Here is an 18,118-nt window from a genome sequence, read left to right as displayed (position 1 = left end):
AAGAGACGCGCTGTAAATTCGATTTTTAGTCATGGATGTTCATAATGATGGGGTCATTTCAGACGTTTTCAAGCGCGGCATGTGCCGGAATCGCACATGATATTTGTGATTTATCGCACATAAGAGTGATAATAGTGCAAACATTTCAGTTAATAAGTGATCTGGCTAAAAGGATTCAACGCAAATACAGAATATCATCACTGAGAATGCAATAAACTAAGTGATACTCTCTATTAATATCGGACAAAATAATATAATTGCTGTCTTTACTATTAAGTAAGACAACCATTCAATCAAAGAAGGTTCTCATGTCAAATAATTTTCGTATCGAAGAAGACCTGCTGGGTAAACGCGAAGTACCGGACGATGTGTATTATGGTGTCCATACACTGCGGGCTATCGAAAATTTCTATATCAGCGACCGTACAATCAATGATGTCCCGGAATTTATCCGTGGCATGGTGATGGTGAAAAAAGCCGCTGCCATGGCGAATAAAGAACTGCACACTATTCCGCGTGCGATTGCGGATACCATCATCAAAGCCTGCGATGAAGTCCTGATCCACGGTAAATGTATGGATCAGTTCCCTGTGGATGTTTTCCAGGGTGGTGCCGGTACTTCACTGAATATGAACACAAACGAAGTACTGGCAAATATCGGCCTGGAACTGATGGGCCATAAAAAAGGGGAATATGAGTTCCTCAACCCGAATGATCACCTGAACAAAGCCCAGTCCACCAACGACGCTTACCCGACCGGCTTCCGTATCGCTGTCTACAATTCAATTACCCAGCTGATTAAATCTGTTGAGTATCTGAAAGGCACCTTTGATGCCAAATCCGATGAATTCAAAGATATCCTGAAAATGGGCCGTACCCAGTTACAGGATGCCGTTCCGATGACATTAGGCCAGGAATTCCACGCCTTTGCCATCCTGATGAAAGAAGAGATCAGAAACCTGCATCACACCGCTCAGCTGGTGCTGGAAGTTAACCTCGGCGCCACCGCGATTGGTACCGGGCTGAACACCGCACCGGGCTATCAGAAACTGGCGGTGGAAAAACTGGCGGAAGTGACCGGCCTGCCGTGTGTACCGGCAGAAGACCTGATCGAAGCAACATCTGACTGCGGTGCTTACGTGATGCTGCACAGTGCGCTGAAACGCCTGGCCATGAAGCTCTCCAAAATCTGTAATGACCTGCGTCTGCTCTCCTCCGGTCCGCGTGCGGGTCTCAAAGAGATCAATCTGCCGGAAATGCAGGCGGGTTCTTCTATCATGCCGGCAAAAGTGAACCCGGTGATTCCGGAAGTGGTAAACCAGGCGTGTTTCAAAGTCATCGGTAACGACGTCTGCGTCACCATGGCTGCCGAAGCAGGTCAGTTACAGCTGAACGTGATGGAACCGGCTATCGGCCAGGCGATGTTTGAATCTATTTCTCTGCTGAGCAACGCCTGCCGCAACCTGGGTGAGAAATGCGTTTCCGGTATTACCGCCAACAAAGAAATTTGTGAAGCGTATGTGTTCAACTCTATCGGTATCGTGACTTACCTGAACCCGTTCATCGGTCACCATAACGGGGATATCGTCGGTAAGATTTGTGCGGAAACCGGCAAGAGTGTGCGCGAAGTGGTTCTGGAGCGCGGTCTTCTGACAGAAGCTGAGCTGGATGATATTTTCTCAATTGAGAACTTAAAGAATCCGGCCTATAAAGCAAAACGCTTTGATGACTAATATAATAATAAGAAATACATAGAACACAAAAGCACGTCATCGCAAGGTAACGTGCTTTTTTATTACCCTACTACAAAAATTTAACATTTTTCTACGGGATTTTACAGGAGCACTTATGCTAGCCATCGAATTTATTATCGTACTGCTGGCCATTTATCTCGGGGCGCGCCTCGGAGGGATAGGTATCGGTTTTGCCGGCGGACTGGGGGTTCTCGCCCTCGCCGCCATCGGCGTGAAACCGGGCAGCATCCCGTTCGACGTTATCTCCATTATAATGGCTGTTATCGCTGCAATCTCTGCCATGCAGGTCGCGGGCGGGCTGGATTATCTGGTTCAGCAGACTGAAAAACTGCTGCGCCGCAATCCGCGCTATATCACCATCCTCGCCCCGATCGTCACCTATTTTCTGACACTGTTTGCCGGAACCGGTAATATTTCACTGGCAACCCTGCCGGTGATCACCGAAGTTGCCAAAGAACAGGGGATTAAACCTTCCCGTCCGCTTTCCACCGCCGTTGTGGCCGCGCAGATAGGGATCACCGCATCACCGATTTCAGCGGCGGTGGTGTATATGTCATCGGTCATGGAGCCGATGGGCGTCAGTTACCTGCATCTGCTGATGATCCTGCTGCCATCCACCTTTGTCGCGATCATCCTGATGTCCTTTATTGTGTCCTGGCTGTTTGATGACAAACTCGCCAATGACCCGGTCTTTAAGAAACGTCTTGCTGAAGGCGTGGTGGAACTGAACCGCAGTGAAAAAGCTGCCATCAAACCAGCTGCCAAACTGTCTGTTCTCCTGTTCCTGCTCGGTGTCCTGTCCGTTGTGGTCTTTGCGGTTGTCAACAGTAAGAGTGTCGGGCTGCTGTCTGAACCGATTATGTCCACCACCAACGCCATTCTGATTATCATGCTCAGTGTCGCGACACTTATTACCCTGATATGCAAGGTAGAGACGGATATCATCCTGAACTCCAGTACCTTTAAAGCCGGGATGAGCGCCTGTATCTGTATCCTGGGTGTGGCGTGGCTGGGCGATACCTTCGTTCAGGCAAATCTGGAGTGGATCAAACTGACTGCCGGTGATTTAATCACGCAGCATCCGTGGCTGCTGGCGGTTATTTTCTTCTTCTGTTCTGCCCTGCTCTATTCACAGGCCGCCACCGCCAAAGCGCTGATGCCGATGGCACTGGCGCTGGGTGTTACACCACTGACTGCCATTGCCTCTTTCTCTGCGGTTTCCGGTCTGTTTATCCTGCCGACCTACCCGACCCTGGTCGCGGCGGTTCAGATGGATGACACCGGTACCACCCGTATCGGCAAACTGGTCTTCAACCACCCGTTCTTTATCCCGGGCACCATTGGTGTCGCACTGTCGGTCTGCTTCGGCTTCCTGATCGGCAGTGTCGTTCTGTAATTCCCTGCACTGATAAATCCGCCCTCCGGGGCGGATTTTATTTACCTGCGTCTCTCGCCTTTCATCAGCACTCACGTTATTCTGGATCATATGCCTTTATCAGGGAGAACCTGCTGTGCAACGTGAAGACGTCCTCAATCAGGCACTGAGTCTGCTGGAAAACCACGGCCTTCTGATGTCTGAAGCCACCCTCAACGATAACCTGGACATTGATCCCGAACGCCTGCGGATTTTCTGGCCGACCCGTAATGACCTGCTCTACGACTGCCTGCGTTACCACGGTAATCAGATTGACATCTGGCAGCGCCGCATTCTGCTGGATGAGTCGCTGTCCTGTGAAGATAAACTGCTTGCCCGTTACACGGCACTGGCGGAACGTGTCCGCGAAAACCGTTTTCCGGGATGTCTGTTTATTGCGGCCAGCAGCGCCTTTCCTGATGCGGATCACCCTATCCATCAGTTATCCCGCCAGCAGAAACAAAGTGCCTTTGCATTTACCACAGAGCTGCTCAGAGAGCTGGATATTGATGATTGCGATATGGTGGCCCGTCAGCTGGAACTGATTCTGGAAGGATGCCTGAGCAAACTGCTGATATCCCGCAGTACCGATGATATCGCCACCGCCCGGCGGCTGGCAGAAGATGTGCTGACTATCGCCCGTTGCCGTAAAAACGGCGCACTCAGCTGATTTATTCACCACATGCATAAATTGCGTCCGCATTCTGCATAAAAAGAGCACACTCACACTTTTTTTATGGTTTTTTGACAGAAAGGCATTGACGCAAACCACGGAATACGGTTTAATGCGCCCCGTTGCCCGGATAGCTCAGTCGGTAGAGCAGGGGATTGAAAATCCCCGTGTCCTTGGTTCGATTCCGAGTCCGGGCACCACCTTATTATCAACAGACGTCAACCGACGTCTGTTTTTGTTTGTAAAGCCCGCTAAAATCAACACTCTCCCAAAGTTTCAACTCAACTGAATTCTACTCGATTCTACCCACATCAACCCCATTGTGTGGGTACAATTGCGGGTATACACTAGTTCGATAGAATTTTGTACCCACTTTATCTCTCAGGAAGCTCACTATGGCATTGACTGACGCTAAAATTCGGGCGGCTAAACCCGATGTGAAATCCTATAAATTAACCGATGGTGCAGGTCTGCACTTATTGGTTCACACTAATGGTTCTAAGTACTGGCGATTACGCTATCGCCACTTAGGTAAAGAGAAAACCTTAGCATTGGGTTTATACCCTGATGTCTCTTTATCAGAGGCGCGTTTAAAACGTGATGAAGCAAGAAAATTGATTGCTGACGGTATTGACCCGTGCGAACAAAAACGTGTGGCTAAAGCAGCTTCTGATGCTAATCTCTCTTTTGAAACCATCGCAAGACAATGGCATGCCAGCAATAAAAAATGGTCTGAATCACACAGTGAAAAGGTTTTAAAGAGTTTGGAGTCGCATGTCTTTCCTTATATTGGATTACGCGATATCACTACCCTCAAAACCCCTGACCTGCTTATTCCTATCCGTGCAGCAGAAAGTAAAGAGATTTATGAGATAGCTGCGCGTTTACAGCAACGTATCGCTGCTGTTATGCGTTATGCGGTGCAATCCGGTATTATTGGTTATAACCCTGCCATTGATACCGCAGGGGCTGTAACGACTGTACAACGCCAACATCGTCCAGCTCTTAACCTTGACCGTCTACCTGAACTCATTGCCCGTATCGATGCTTATAAAGGGCAACCCGTCACTCGCCTAGCCGTGATGTTAAATTTATTAGTGTTTATTCGGTCAAGTGAACTTCGCTATGCGCGTTGGTCTGAAATTGATTTTGACAAAGCGTTGTGGACTATTCCTGCGGAGCGAAAAGCCATTCCCGGTGTTAAATTTTCGCATCGAGGAGCCAAAATGCGTACACCACATTTAGTACCTCTTAGCCAACAAGCTATCACTATACTGAAAGAGATTAGGGCATGGACAGGTGAGCATGAATTGATCCTAACGGGCGCTCATAATCCCTTTAAACCCATGAGTGAAAATACAATCAATAAAGCCTTACGTGTCATGGATTATGATACCAAAACTGAAATTTGTGGTCATGGTTTCAGAGCAATGGCGTGTAGTTCATTAGTTGAATCAGGTTTATGGTCGAAAGATGCAGTAGAAAGGCAAATGAGTCATCAAGAACGTAACTCAGTAAGAGCTGCTTATATTCATAAAGCAGAACATATTGAGGAAAGGCGGCTGATGGTACAGTGGTGGGCAGATTATTTGGATGCTAATCGGGAACAAACGATTTCGCCATTCGACTTTGCCAAGTTTAATAATCCAATGAATCACTAAGACTTTAACCATGTCATATAGGAGATCCATTCGCAATACGAGAAGTCAAATAATGCGGTAGTATGCCGACTACATGGATTCTTTGGAAAGCCAAAATAAAGTGATTTCGAAATAGCTTATGCCTAAAAACGTAATCATGATCACAGTTTTATTATCATGCATTTTAGTTTGTAACCCATATTCCACCAAAGCAAGAGCCTCTGTCCTGATGAACTGACCCTAGTTTATTGGACAGGGGCTTTTTTCGTTTTAACCCGCCCAAAATGAAATCATGATAGAAAGCATAACATGTTATCGGGACTGTAAGGCAACTCATTATCCTGCTCTAAAACGTCATTAATCATTTTTAAAGCAGATTGTCTGTTTTCAGCTGATGGGGATTTTATATCAATATCGTATTCTAAAAGGAAATAGCTCCTTTTATCAAAATATCGCCATTAATTAAATCACAATACATCAATAATAGGACATGAATATGCGCATAACAGCGACGGCTTCCCCATGCCTAAAATCGGGGATGATTTCTGTTTTTATTACGAACTTAGGAAAATATAACGAAGGTGAACTGGTTGGTGAATGGCTTGAGCTTCCAGCAACCTCAAAAGAAATAGAACACTGTTTAGTGCGGATTGGTATTGATGGTATTCAGTATGAAGAGTATTTCTTGACGGACTATGAATCCTCAATTGATGGCCTTTCTTCCTACATTTCAGAATACAGTCTTTTAGATGAGTTGAACGAGTTAGCCACGCAATTAGCCATGTTATCGCCTGATGAAACTGACCTTTATCAGGCGGCAATTGAAATCGGTTCTTCAACGAGTTCAATCCATGATTTAATTCATTTAGCGGATAATTTAGATTCTTTCCAGCAATTAGCGGGGGTCAATAATGAATATGATTTAGGTCATTACTGGATAGAAGAAAGTGGTTGTTATGATTTAGCACAACTTGGTCACTTATCACACTACTTTGATTATGAACGCTATGGTCGTGATGTTTGTCTTGAACAAGGGGGAATTTTTCACAGTGGAAGATATATTTATCATACGGGTGGATAGATAGGACAACAGAATGAGAATCAAGCAGCTTTCATCCCTTAAAGGGAATAAGTGAAATGATGCAGCGGTATCACAATGACATCCATAAGCTAGAACGTTAATCAAACTAAACTCTATTTTAAGCTATCTTTACGGATATCCATAAAGATGGCTATTCTGATATTATTTTTATTTAATTCAAACTATTAAACAGGCGCTTATCTTACTGTGGTGACAAATGCACTATTAGAAGCAGAATAAAACGACGAGTAGTATTTTACATTTAAGTATTATTTGCCTGTAATTGAACTCTGTGACGCAATCAAATGTATTTGCCCCTATATTCCCGCAGTGAACGGTAACCTAATGCACTGTGTGAATGTCATTCGTTATTGTGCTCAAACACCATCGCCAGATCCCATACTGCAATATACATATAGGGCCGAAGTATCACACTGATATAGTTTAGTTTTTTTAAGTTGTGTCTAAGTATTTTTTTCGACTGAAAGGAGAAAAACAAGGGCTAGCTAACACACAATTTTCTGATAGAGATCTATACAATTATTAGCTATAATTGCCTTCCAATGATATCGCATATCATGAAAAGGTGATTTAATGAGTGAAACTAAAAATTTAAAAGAATCGAATAAAACCACGATATATGCAGTTATAACTGCACTATGTGTTGTTATATTTTTAATTCAGTTAGGAATTAAAGGATATGTTAATATCAAGAATATTTATGTAGGGCTCGGTATATCTGGAGGAGTATCAGTCATATCGTTGTTATTAGTTAATATTATACCTCAAAACTTCAAACATGTTCTTGTCTTTTGGCGGGTTAAACGAATATTACCAGGAAATAGAGTGATTACGCTTTGTCGTAAAGATGAACGCCTGAACATGGATGATTTGCAAAAGAAATGGCCTGAGCTTTTTCTGCATCCTATTCCTGAGCAGGACAGGAATTCCTTTTGGTATAAAAATATTTATAAAAAAAATGAATCAACTGCCCAGGTAATTGATGCACATAAAAATTTTCTTTTATTTAGAGATTTATGTAGCGCAACCTTAATTATGTTTTTATGTGCTAGTCTATTGAAATTAATTGCAATTGATGGCTTATATATAAAATGGATTATGCTTACTTTTCTTTTCATAATGACACTTATTTTCTCAATAATTGCAAGACATTATGGCAATAGAATGGTAACAAGTGCAGTAGCAGTCAGTGCTGATAGTTAGTATTCAGCTCTTATAGGAAATAACAAATATTAATATAGCATCTTAAATGTGAATCTATAAAGTATATTCTTTTCTACTATAAGTGAACCGATATAGTACCCGAGAGATTCGTCATAAACGTCTTCATTAACCAAAAACTCTTTTCATAGCCTGCATTCGATACGTAAAAATGAACGTTATCATCAATACTCTTTCTTGTAATATCACCCGCTCTGTTGTGGGTTATTTTTTTGATATCCCACATCATAATTTAAATACCGAGATACGCTGCAAAAATTATTGTAGTCTTTTTTAACTGTATATCATTATTCAATATTAATGTTGCAATTGATGATTGTGAAATTATCATTATCATGATTTATATAACACACACCCCCGTTTTCAACGGAAAAATCTTTAATTATAAACATATAAACCCACCTTAACTTATCGTATTTTTTAAATCGTTTTTGGTTGATTTTGATATATAAAGCGGTATATTTTTTCTCCATCTGCCGCGGCCAAAAAACAATTTGATATTATAATTTGGTTAGGGATGATTAAAATCATAAAAAAGGGTCTGCTATGTTTAGATTTGGTAAACAATTCATGAATGCTATTGATATCAGTAGGCGATGGAGTTGCGATAGATTCATTGTGTGTATGCCAGTCACCTAAATAATGAAAACCATTTTCAAATTGAATTAATATTTCTTGTTTTGCTTTTTTTTCATCTAATTTGAAAAAATTTCTTTTCCTTATATCAAATGAGCAAGGAGTGGTAATTATTTTTATTTCCACTCCCACATTATCAAGTTTATTTGTAAATAACATTCCGCCAGATTCTTTACTTAAGCAGTTTTTTTGTCTATAAGAGAATAATTCGTCTATAACATCCTCACTGATGCATATATAAAAATCCAAATCATCACAATAAAATTTATGCATCATGAATCATCCAATTTGAATTTTCATAAATCAAAGAAATAATGTAATCACCTTTATTTGGATTACCAAATTGATTTATCCAACTATTATTCCATTGACCACCAAGCTCCATCAGTTCATTTTCTCTACCAAGATAGCTATAGGCAAAGGAACGGTTAGGGGATCTATCTAATATTAAGTCGATTATTGTTCTTGCAGCAAGTGAATGTAAGTTTGCCAAAGGTATTGCTCCATAAGGCTGAAATTCGCCGGCACAAGCAGCAATACTTTTTTTTGTATTTTCTTTCCAATATGTGGCAGGATATCTCAATGCGCCTATTTTTTCGCCTTGTGTGTAATGCCAAGCATTAAAAGCACCAGAATCTATTTGATTGACTATTACATGTCCAGCTATTGCATGGGCTTCAACAAAAGCAAAAACAAGAACACCTAAATTACACTGAGATTGTTTACTTAACAATTGTTGCTCGATATTCCAATTTGCTGTGCAGCTTAGTATAATGTCAGCGTCAGCAATTCTTGCACTTGACTCAGCGTTTTCTGACCATTCTTCTTTAAAATACTCTATATGGGTATTCGGAAATTCAGAACAAAGTTTTGATGCAAGAGCAGACGCTTTGTTTTTATTAACAGACTCGAATCCCAGGAGATGTCGTGAAGTGTTTTCACTTTTCATAAAGTCATCATCCCATAGCATTAAATTTTTAATACCTGATTGTATTAGTAGCCTTGATATAGATGAACCGACTGAGCCACATCCTATTATTGCTACTGTATGCTCAGATATTTTTTTATAAGTAGGATTATGATCTCTACCCATTATCCATGAGTTATCATTACGTTCAACTATAATATTTTGTGATTTTAATTCACCAATTCTATTTTTTAAAATACAACCATCAATATAATCGATATAACCATCTAACAATGCATTAATACGGAACCTGCCTTTCTCTATAACTCTTTTATCATACCTATCTGTATGAAGGTCACCTACATTCTTAGAAATTCGAATACCTATGATATTCATTCCCGAGGGAGTAGGAAACGCAATTAAAATAATTGGATGGGTATTGAATATATTTGCTATTGATTTGAAAATAAATTCATAAATAATATCAGGGTCATCATGATACTCATTGATTAAATTGAATAAATCTCTTATTGTTTTTGGATATAGCTCTGGATACCATGCCGTTTTAAAAAAAATTAATGGAGTAGGTACTATTCTGGAAAGCTGCCTCTGGCGTATACGTTTGTCTCTTGTATTAGCCTTATCTGAGCTGGAGGACAGTAGATTCTGATTATCCAACCAATTAATTAATTTTTGATTATCATCAGAATATACCCATCCTATTGTTTTTGCTTTATAACCGTACACTAACCTTGTATTTGTTATGCTCAAATCACATAAGCTAATAACACGATCTATTTTATTGCAAAAATAAATCCAGTAATTCTGAAACTCATCAATAAAATCATCTCTAAGATCACCTTTAATGCCTTTTTCCAACATTAAATAGGCATCCGTCAATAATTCAATTATATATAAATCATTACTAAAATCAATAATATAGGTATCTGGCCAAACGCATAGTTTACCATTTTTTTCTATATGAGGTAATTGGCACACGCTTATTACTGGAGATGATACAAATATTTCAGGGATATCATACTGCGTTAAATTTTTATACCTGATTTGCAATACAACAAAATCGTTATTGAACATTAACTCTGTAGGTATATTCCAAGCACAAGCATATTTTTCATCAAGAATAGACAATTCAGTATTAGACAACTTCCTTGCACCATATGGTGCAAGGATTTTATTTAACTGTTCTATCTTTTTTTTAAGACAATCAGGCATAACCACCACCACCTTGCCTATTTACTGCTGCATTAGATGATTCTGCCATACCTAATGTAGATGCGGCTATTTTCTTAATGCTATCACTGGAAATTTCAATTTCTAAAGGAACATTTTCCCCCTTTTTTTTGTGATCTGAAACACACAAAAATTGCCCGTATTTGCCATCTATGATTTTCTCATATTCTTCTTTTGCTCGATAAGCAGGGGGATCATTTTCATCATCTTCTATTGTTTTCGAACTTGATATAATGAAAGCATTTTGTTTTGCACGATTAAAGACTTCCATGGCTTTTTCAGAAGTTTTTGCATCTTCGCCTTTTTGGCTTAGACTATCGTGAGACAGACTGTGCCAAGAACAATGATGTGGTGCTTGTAAGATATCATAATCTAACCATGATATTTCATTCTTACCAGATAGACGATCTTTTACACCTTCCCAACAAACGACCTCTGCATCACCTCCACTTAAAAAATAAGCCGTTTTGTTATCACCTTTTAATTCAAAGTTTATGATAACACTCGAATGATTTTTACCTAAATTATCTTCTAATTCATCAAGATCTTTCTTCGGTGATGGACCTAATAATCGAGCTTGAAAAACGGATGAATATTCTCCATTTATATAACGGGTTGTGTTATCTAATTCTAAAAGAATAAACGGGATATCATCGGTTTTTCCATTTTCGTCTTTGCCTAAGACTAAAACTTGATTTCCGACACCATCTAAGTAGCTCTTTTCTTTGTAAAGACTAACTCTTCTCTTGACTTCGGTATTTAAAGCTATTGCATCATCACATAATGGATGGTTTTGAGCATGATGTCGTCTAAATACAATTGGGCTTGACCAAATTTCATTGATGAAAATTTTATCGCTCTGTTCACTCCAATTTTCAGGTTTTCCCAAGTGAAAGTGATCAGATACTCCATCGCAATGATCTGAATCAGGGTGTGTCCAAATAAAAAGATTGACGAAAAGACGGCCTTCGCTATCACGAGATAATTTATCTCTAAGTTGTGAACGAACATCTGGATGTTCTTCTCCATCCCTGATACGGCAATCGATTAATATGTTTTTACCATCTTCAGTTTGAATAAGTGTCATATCCCCATTACCTACGGGGAAGAAACATATCTTTGCAGACATATTATATCCTTGTTAATTGTTTTATGGTGGAACAAGCCACTCTTACTGTGTAGAATTTCTAAATCCCCAAAATAATCATAACTATATCAACAATTTTGACAACGGGCTTGTCTACATTTAACCAGCAAAAATGACAAATCGCCTCTTCCTAGCTTCGACTACCAACTTTTTGTGATTGATTTAGCACTTTTGAAAACTCGTTAAGAAAAGCAACACATACTCCCCCCAAAGCCCTCGATAGATAACAAACATATCAACGACCCTATAAACATGAGGCTCACATCTTTATCTTCAGGGATTATTCTTTTGCATAAGACTTTTATCCAGTATACACCAATCCTAATGACCGAGCTTTTTGCCTAATGGAATCCTGTGTTCGGTTATTGAGTTGCTTTGCAATTTTTGTCCCCATTGTTCCATAATATTTTCTCAGCAAGTCAACTTCCCATTCACGCCAACGTCGTTGACTGAAAAGCCCCAAGCTCTCAGCCATGGCAAAAATGGCCTGTTTTGAACGATGCGGTAAGACTTTTTGAAGTGATTCAATTCCCTCCCCTCGACGATATGAAACAAAAACTTGTTCCTTCTCACCCTCACTCCAACGCGATCTTTTAGATTGGTAACACCCCAACTTTTGAGCTTGTAATCGAATGGCAGTTGGTGTCCTCCCCAATTTTTTGGCGATGTCTCGGGTTTTGCTTCGTCCGTAATGACGTTCTATATAACGCATTTCCTTCAAGGACCAAGGAGAACGATGATTGTTCATGAGTACTCATACATTCCTGTTAATGGCAATATGCGCTATTTAAAATGCACCAATTACACCAATAAAGAGTAATTATTCTTATGCATTAAATTTTAATGTTTTGAAATAAATTATTACATCTTAGTTCATTTGAATAAGTAATGTGAAAGATAGTTACTTTTCTTATTGATATAGTTAGCTTTTTATCAAAAAAAATAAAGTTAGACAATTAGCCCCTTCCATCTCCTCATAAAAACACATAAGAAACGTTGATTTATCCTAACAATACAGATATAAATAAAATAACTACATAAGTCAAATGAATGCAATGCAGTCACAACCATTTAGCAATACTCAAATTAATGTGCTTATTAAAACTCAAGGAAATTCACTCATGTCGGATAGCTTTCAAAATGAAGTCCCCAAAGCACGGGTTAACATCAAATTAGATCTGCACACGGGCGGTGCCCAGAAAAAGGTAGAGTTACCGCTAAAACTATTAGCCGTCGGCGATTACAGCCACGGGCAGGATGATCGTCCGCTATCTGAACGAGAAAAAATCAACGTAAATAAAAATAATTTTGACAATGTGCTCACTGAATTTGCACCATCCGTTAATCTGACCGTCAAAAATACCCTTGCAGGAGACGGCAGCGAAGAGAGCGTCGCATTGACATTTAAAACTATGAAGGATTTTGAACCTGAGCAAGTGGCTCGTCAAATTCCTCAACTTCGTGCCATGTTAGCCATGCGTAATCTCCTGCGCGACCTAAAATCCAACCTGCTTGATAATGCTACCTTCCGTCGTGAGCTGGAAAATATTCTGAAAGATCCGGCACTCAGTAATGAGCTTCGTGAAGAGTTGGCTGAATTAGCCTCGAAGAAAGATTAATTTGGATTATTAAAGGATTATGCTGATGTCTATAAAAAATGAATCAAGCCAAGGTGCAACAACAGTGCTTGATGACACATCAACCCACGGTGTATATGCTTCCCTGTTTGAAAAAATCAATTTAACCCCTGTCGCCTCAATCAGTGATATTAATGCATTTCAAGACAATGCGGCCTTGGCAGATGCAACGGCTGACGAACGCGTCACGATTGCAGTTCAAGTATTTTTAGATCGTTTAAAATCATCCGGTCAAAAAGTCGAGCGTTTAGACCGAAATCTACTCGACCATCATATTGCTGAACTTGATAAGCAAATCAGCCAACAACTGGATGAAGTCATGCACCACCAAGACTTCCAAAAAGTTGAATCCACTTGGCGTGGATTGAAATTCCTCGTTGATCGCACTGATTTTCGTCAAAACGTCAAAATTGAACTGCTCGATATTGCTAAAGACGATTTGCGTCAAGATTTCGAAGATAGCCCTGAAGTCATCCAAAGCGGACTTTACCACCATACCTATATTGCGGAATATGATACCCCGGGCGGTGAACCGATTGCAGCGATGATATCTAACTATGAGTTTGACCGTAGCCCGCAAGATATCGCCTTACTACGTAGCATCTCCAAAGTCTCAGCATCCGCGCATATGCCATTTATTGGATCCGTTGGGCCGAAGTTCTTCGGCAAAGAGACGATGGAAGAAGTGGCCGCCATTAAAGACATTGGTAACTACTTTGACCGTGCTGAATACATCAAATGGAAAGCCTTCCGTGATTCGGATGATGCTCGCTACATTGGTTTAACTATGCCTCGCGTGCTAGGCCGTTTGCCATACGGCCCGGATACGGTACCTGTTCGCAGCTTTAACTACGTGGAAGAAGTGAAAGGCCCTGATCACGAGAAATACCTGTGGACCAACGCCACTTTTGCTTTTGCTGCCAACATGGTCAAAAGCTTTATCAACAATGGTTGGTGCGTGCAAATTCGTGGCCCGCAGGCGGGTGGTGCTGTGAAAGATTTACCTATTCATTTATTTGATTTAGGTACAGGCAGTCAGGTGAAAATTCCGTCTGAGGTGATGATCCCTGAAACCCGTGAATTTGAATTTGCAAATCTTGGCTTCATCCCACTGTCTTACTATAAAAACCGCGATTACTCCTGCTTCTTCTCTGCCAACTCGGCACAGAAGCCAGCTCTGTATGACACGGCAGATGCAACCGCGAACAGTCGTATTAACTCACGCTTACCCTACATTTTCTTGCTATCGCGTATTGCTCATTATCTGAAACTCATTCAGCGTGAAAATATCGGGACGACAAAAGACAGACGTTTACTTGAGTTAGAGCTCAATAATTGGGTGCGCGGCTTAGTGACTGAAATGACCGATCCGGGTGATGATTTGCAAGCCTCACACCCACTGCGTGATGCGAAAGTGGTTGTTGAGGACATCGAAGATAACCCAGGTTTCTTCCGAGTGAAACTCTATGCGGTTCCTCACTTCCAGGTTGAAGGAATGGATGTGGATTTATCGTTGGTTTCGCAGATGCCTAAAGCAAAATCATAAAAATTGTACATTCACTGATACCAAGATCTCAGAGGGGCACCCCTGCTCCTCTGTGCTTGTTTGTAATAACAATCTTTCAAACCCGATAATAAATCGCATGCAACGCTCAGATGTAGCTTGCTACCTGATGGATCAGAAGAATAAGTTAGGGTATTTCTTTATGGCGTCATTCTATACAGAACAACAAACCATTAACAATATCTTGACGGATATCGAGCTCATGGTTTGCCAATTACAGCAAGGCAGTTTAATTCATGATGGAAAGGCCTTTTATCATGCTGTATGTCATCAAATAGAGCAAACAGTCCACGCCTTGAGTGAAGCAGGCATCGAGCAAACATCGATTGAGCACATACAGTATGCGTTATGTGCCATGTTAGATGAAAATGTCATGAATCGGCGTATTCAAGATAGTGGCATATCTGCATGGCTTCAATCACCACTTCAAGCGCGATACTTTAATACTCTGGATGCAGGACACACATTTTGGGAACGATTACAGAGTATTCTGTCATCGCCTTCACCTAACACACTTGTTTTAGTGTGTTTTCATCGGGTACTGACTCTGGGATTTGTGGGGAAATATCGCCAAATTGATGCCCCTGAACGTGAACAGCTTATTGCACAACTCAATGCGTGTTTGCCTCATCGAGCCTTCACTTATGCACTGCCTCTTGTCATGAAAGCTAAGCTTCGTGTTAGCCCTCGCCGCCTATATTGGATCAGTTGGATAGGTGGGATTCTTCTTTTAGCCGCCCTATGGTGGGGATTATCCACTTCCTTAGAGCATTTATTGCAACAATGGATGATGCAAGGACAGTAATGCAAAAGTCAATCAAATCCCTGATCACCCTGTTTGCTGCGGGCTTGTTTCTGTGGCTATTGTGGGGGTTTTGGTCTCTTGGTAACGCCGTGTCAGGGTTTGTGACGGTGTTAATTGTGATCGTGACAGGCCTTTCCCTTTTTAGGTTTTATAAACAACAAAAACAATTTAATATCGTAGACCAACGATTTATTGATGCATTACCCGCGGATAGCTATCAAGGTGCGGTCATTTTGGTTTGTGGTCAATCCTGGGCACTTTTTTCTGAGAATGAAACAAAACGGGAAACCTCACAAGGTTGGTATATTCCTGTTGATGCCCCCGCCGACCTTGCTCATATCGTTCAGTCGATGGCGAGAACAACGCCATCCCTGCTAAACCAGTTATCCGTATTATTTGCGTTATTGCCTGAGCAAATCACTAGCCCTGAAATACTGGCTCAGGAAACCCTGAATTGGCGCAGAGCCATTGGTGAAAGCCGACTTAAAATCAATAAAAGGTTACCCTTTTGGGTCAGTCTGTATGTTTCACTACCAGATGCAACGTGGACTACAGGAAATGAACCGTCTCCCTGGATAACCCTGTCTGATCGTCAGCAGGAATTCCATATAGAAGAAGGCGGACATGTCGCAGAGCCTTTTTCTGTTTGGTTAAATTCACACAGTAAAGACGCTAAGCTTCATTTACAACGCTCACTTTGGTTCGATACTTTACTCCAGTGGTTAAATTTTGAGTTTATTCCGATGCTATCCTCATCGCAAACCGGAGCACCTAAATTATCGCCATCCGGGTGGGCTATTCAATGGATAGGAATTGATAACCAACCACATAACGTGTGGGCACAATTTGTGCAACATAAAACACAGTTATCCCTAATGGGTTCCCAGCAAATAATTGACAGGCTTCCCCTGCCGGATATGATGCTGCACGACTTACATTATGATATCAATCTCACTGACCACGAGCGGAAGCTCGGTATCATCGGATTAATCAGTGGTCTATTCCTCCTCGGGGCGCTTTGTGGCAGCTATCATCATAATCAACAACTCATTCGCCACATTGGCGAAGATGTGGCTCGTTTCTCACTACTTTCGGACACACCACTTGCACCAAAACAGACTGCCTATCAGCAATTGCAAGATGATGCAGCAGAATTGGCGCGTTGGGAGCGTGAAGGGATCCCAACTTCTTACTCCCTCGCCCTATACCAAGGGGGGCGCATGTTACCCTACTTGCACACGCTGTTAGAGAGCTGGGCTCCCCCGCCGCCACCAGCACCTATCATTGTTCAAAACGCCCCCGAAATGGTCAGGCTTGACAGTTTATCGCTATTCGATGTGGGACAATCGACGCTAAAAGCGGGTGCCACTAAGGTTTTAGTCGATGCCTTGCTCAATATTAAAGCGAAACCCGGTTGGTTGATTGTCGTCTCCGGTTATACCGATAACACCGGAAATCCAGCATTAAACCAAACACTCTCATTAAAACGCGCTGAATCAGTCAGAGATTGGATGATAGAGACCAGTGATATCAACCCAGCCTGTTTTGCCGTGCAAGGAAACGGTCAAAATAACCCTGTCGCCGATAATCAAACCGCTGAAGGCCGGGCGAAGAATCGACGCGTTGAAATACGACTTATCCCCCAAGCCAATGCTTGCCAGGGAACTGATAATCAAACCGTGTCACCGATGGACGTTGACACACATTCGACCCAAAAGGAGAAGTAACAATGGCAATTCCTGTTTATTTATGGCTGAAAGATGACGGCGGCGCGGATATTAAGGGCTCTGTCAATGTACAAGATCGTGAAGGTAGCATTGAAGTGGTTGCACAAGACCATAACCTGTATATCCCAACCGATAACAATACCGGTAAATTAACGGGTACGCGTATTCATACCCCGTTTATTTTCGTGAAAGAAATTGATGCGTCAAGCCCTTATCTTTACAAGGCTGTAACCACTGGTCAAACCTTGAAAGAAGCCGAATTCAAATGGTATCGCATTGATGACGCAGGACAAGAAGTCGAATATTTCAACACCAAACTTGAAAACGTCAAAGTCGTGAAGGTGGCTCCAAAAATGCACGACATCAAAGACCCTAACAAAGAGAAGCACAATCATCTCGAAGAGATTGAGCTGCGCTACGAAAAAATCACCTGGACCTATAAAGACGGCAACATCATTCATTCCGATTCATGGAATGAACGTGCTACCGCTTAATAACATGATGCAGGCGCTTGTCGCCTGCTCTTTCTTTGTGCTCACTGGCACCTCAATGATACACACAACACACAATTTATCCCGATACCCAATGAACCTCGGTTAACGGTTAAGGGCGGTAGCGTACCTTGCCACTGCTAAAAAAA

At 41.4% G+C, this 18,118-nt stretch carries 15 protein-coding genes and 1 tRNA gene; 12 read left to right on the top strand and 4 right to left on the bottom strand.

All coding sequences use genetic code 11. The features are described 5' to 3' along the window. Positions 1-308 precede the first annotated feature (308 nt). The 7 genes from aspA (at position 309) to X965_RS15145 (ending at position 7,786) form a co-directional block, all read left to right on the top strand. Positions 309-1,733, top strand: a complete 1,425-nt coding sequence (aspA, locus tag X965_RS15175; RefSeq protein ID WP_036418728.1) for an aspartate ammonia-lyase — start codon at positions 309-311, stop codon at positions 1,731-1,733. A gap of 115 nt (positions 1,734-1,848) precedes the next feature. Further along, positions 1,849-3,150 carry an anaerobic C4-dicarboxylate transporter gene (locus X965_RS15170; protein WP_004234961.1) on the top strand — a complete coding sequence of 434 codons (1,302 nt, stop codon included), beginning with the start codon at positions 1,849-1,851 and terminating at the stop codon, positions 3,148-3,150. 115 nt (positions 3,151-3,265) lie between these two features. After that, positions 3,266-3,838 (top strand): transcriptional regulator, encoded by a 573-nt coding sequence (locus X965_RS15165; RefSeq protein ID WP_004240606.1) that lies wholly within the window; start codon positions 3,266-3,268, stop codon positions 3,836-3,838. Between the two features lie 127 nt (positions 3,839-3,965). Further along, positions 3,966-4,041, top strand: a tRNA-Phe gene (locus X965_RS15160). A 195-nt stretch (positions 4,042-4,236) separates the two neighbouring features. Continuing rightward, a complete protein-coding gene (locus tag X965_RS15155; RefSeq protein WP_036418725.1) occupies positions 4,237-5,502 on the top strand; it encodes an integrase arm-type DNA-binding domain-containing protein in 1,266 nt (421 codons plus the stop codon). A gap of 475 nt (positions 5,503-5,977) precedes the next feature. After that, a complete protein-coding gene (locus X965_RS15150) occupies positions 5,978-6,562 on the top strand; it encodes an antirestriction protein ArdA (RefSeq protein ID WP_051997348.1) in 585 nt (194 codons plus the stop codon). 594 nt (positions 6,563-7,156) lie between these two features. Continuing rightward, positions 7,157-7,786: a hypothetical protein gene (locus X965_RS15145; RefSeq protein WP_036418722.1), complete on the top strand. Its 630-nt coding sequence runs from the start codon at positions 7,157-7,159 to the stop codon at positions 7,784-7,786. Positions 7,787-8,224: 438 nt separating this feature from the next. Here X965_RS15145 and X965_RS15140 read toward each other — a convergent pair whose 3' ends face one another. From X965_RS15140 to X965_RS15125, 4 genes are all read right to left on the bottom strand, one after another. After that, complete coding sequence (locus X965_RS15140) at positions 8,225-8,716, bottom strand: Mov34/MPN/PAD-1 family protein (RefSeq protein WP_253280780.1); 492 nt, start codon at positions 8,714-8,716, stop codon at positions 8,225-8,227. Continuing rightward, positions 8,706-10,580 (bottom strand): ThiF family adenylyltransferase, encoded by a 1,875-nt coding sequence (locus tag X965_RS15135; RefSeq protein ID WP_036418717.1) that lies wholly within the window; start codon positions 10,578-10,580, stop codon positions 8,706-8,708. Before X965_RS15135 ends, X965_RS15140 begins: the two co-directional genes overlap by 11 nt. Further along, on the bottom strand, positions 10,573-11,727 hold the full coding sequence (locus X965_RS15130) for a hypothetical protein (protein ID WP_036418715.1): 1,155 nt from the start codon (positions 11,725-11,727) through the stop codon (positions 10,573-10,575). Before X965_RS15130 ends, X965_RS15135 begins: the two co-directional genes overlap by 8 nt. Before the next feature lie 319 nt (positions 11,728-12,046). Next, positions 12,047-12,493, bottom strand: coding sequence for a hypothetical protein (locus X965_RS15125; protein WP_051997346.1), 447 nt, complete (start codon positions 12,491-12,493; stop codon positions 12,047-12,049). Between the two features lie 373 nt (positions 12,494-12,866). On the opposite strand from X965_RS15125, the gene tssB reads away from it, so the two are divergent. The 5 genes from tssB (at position 12,867) to X965_RS15100 (ending at position 17,972) form a co-directional block, all read left to right on the top strand. Continuing rightward, a complete protein-coding gene (gene tssB / locus X965_RS15120; RefSeq protein WP_036418713.1) occupies positions 12,867-13,364 on the top strand; it encodes a type VI secretion system contractile sheath small subunit in 498 nt (165 codons plus the stop codon). Between the two features lie 19 nt (positions 13,365-13,383). Continuing rightward, positions 13,384-14,928: a type VI secretion system contractile sheath large subunit gene (tssC, locus tag X965_RS15115; RefSeq protein WP_036418710.1), complete on the top strand. Its 1,545-nt coding sequence runs from the start codon at positions 13,384-13,386 to the stop codon at positions 14,926-14,928. Between the two features lie 160 nt (positions 14,929-15,088). Beyond that, positions 15,089-15,751 (top strand): type VI secretion system protein TssL, short form, encoded by a 663-nt coding sequence (gene tssL, locus X965_RS15110; protein ID WP_036418769.1) that lies wholly within the window; start codon positions 15,089-15,091, stop codon positions 15,749-15,751. After that, the gene (locus tag X965_RS15105) at positions 15,751-17,478 is read left to right on the top strand and encodes an OmpA family protein (protein ID WP_036418707.1); all 1,728 of its coding nucleotides are present in this window, start codon (positions 15,751-15,753) and stop codon (positions 17,476-17,478) included. The genes tssL and X965_RS15105 overlap by 1 nt, the downstream gene beginning before the upstream one ends. A gap of 2 nt (positions 17,479-17,480) precedes the next feature. Continuing rightward, positions 17,481-17,972, top strand: a complete 492-nt coding sequence (locus X965_RS15100; RefSeq protein ID WP_004912469.1) for an Hcp family type VI secretion system effector — start codon at positions 17,481-17,483, stop codon at positions 17,970-17,972. The last annotated feature ends 146 nt before the right edge of the window (positions 17,973-18,118 follow it).

Origin of the sequence: Morganella sp. EGD-HP17, from assembly GCF_000512315.2 — a bacterium.
GTDB classification, from domain to species: Bacteria; Pseudomonadota; Gammaproteobacteria; order Enterobacterales; family Enterobacteriaceae; genus Morganella; species Morganella morganii.
Note: the sequence above shows the minus strand (reverse complement) of the source record. Positions and strands in the feature narration are given on the sequence as shown.

What these genes read in the sequence shown, in the direction of transcription:
- tssC (WP_036418710.1), top strand. Translation starts at nt 13,384, where the DNA reads ATGCTGATGTCTATAAAAAATGAATCAAGCCAAGGTGCAACAACAGTG.
- X965_RS15100 (WP_004912469.1), top strand. Translation starts at nt 17,481, where the DNA reads ATGGCAATTCCTGTTTATTTATGGCTGAAAGATGACGGCGGCGCGGAT.
- tssB (WP_036418713.1), top strand. Translation starts at nt 12,867, where the DNA reads ATGTCGGATAGCTTTCAAAATGAAGTCCCCAAAGCACGGGTTAACATC.
- X965_RS15105 (WP_036418707.1), top strand. Translation starts at nt 15,751, where the DNA reads ATGCAAAAGTCAATCAAATCCCTGATCACCCTGTTTGCTGCGGGCTTG.
- X965_RS15125 (WP_051997346.1), bottom strand. Translation starts at nt 12,493, where the DNA reads ATGAACAATCATCGTTCTCCTTGGTCCTTGAAGGAAATGCGTTATATA.
- tssL (WP_036418769.1), top strand. Translation starts at nt 15,089, where the DNA reads ATGGCGTCATTCTATACAGAACAACAAACCATTAACAATATCTTGACG.
- aspA (WP_036418728.1), top strand. Translation starts at nt 309, where the DNA reads ATGTCAAATAATTTTCGTATCGAAGAAGACCTGCTGGGTAAACGCGAA.
- X965_RS15170 (WP_004234961.1), top strand. Translation starts at nt 1,849, where the DNA reads ATGCTAGCCATCGAATTTATTATCGTACTGCTGGCCATTTATCTCGGG.
- X965_RS15150 (WP_051997348.1), top strand. Translation starts at nt 5,978, where the DNA reads ATGCGCATAACAGCGACGGCTTCCCCATGCCTAAAATCGGGGATGATT.
- X965_RS15135 (WP_036418717.1), bottom strand. Translation starts at nt 10,580, where the DNA reads ATGCCTGATTGTCTTAAAAAAAAGATAGAACAGTTAAATAAAATCCTT.
- X965_RS15140 (WP_253280780.1), bottom strand. Translation starts at nt 8,716, where the DNA reads ATGATGCATAAATTTTATTGTGATGATTTGGATTTTTATATATGCATC.
- X965_RS15145 (WP_036418722.1), top strand. Translation starts at nt 7,157, where the DNA reads ATGAGTGAAACTAAAAATTTAAAAGAATCGAATAAAACCACGATATAT.
- X965_RS15155 (WP_036418725.1), top strand. Translation starts at nt 4,237, where the DNA reads ATGGCATTGACTGACGCTAAAATTCGGGCGGCTAAACCCGATGTGAAA.
- X965_RS15130 (WP_036418715.1), bottom strand. Translation starts at nt 11,727, where the DNA reads ATGTCTGCAAAGATATGTTTCTTCCCCGTAGGTAATGGGGATATGACA.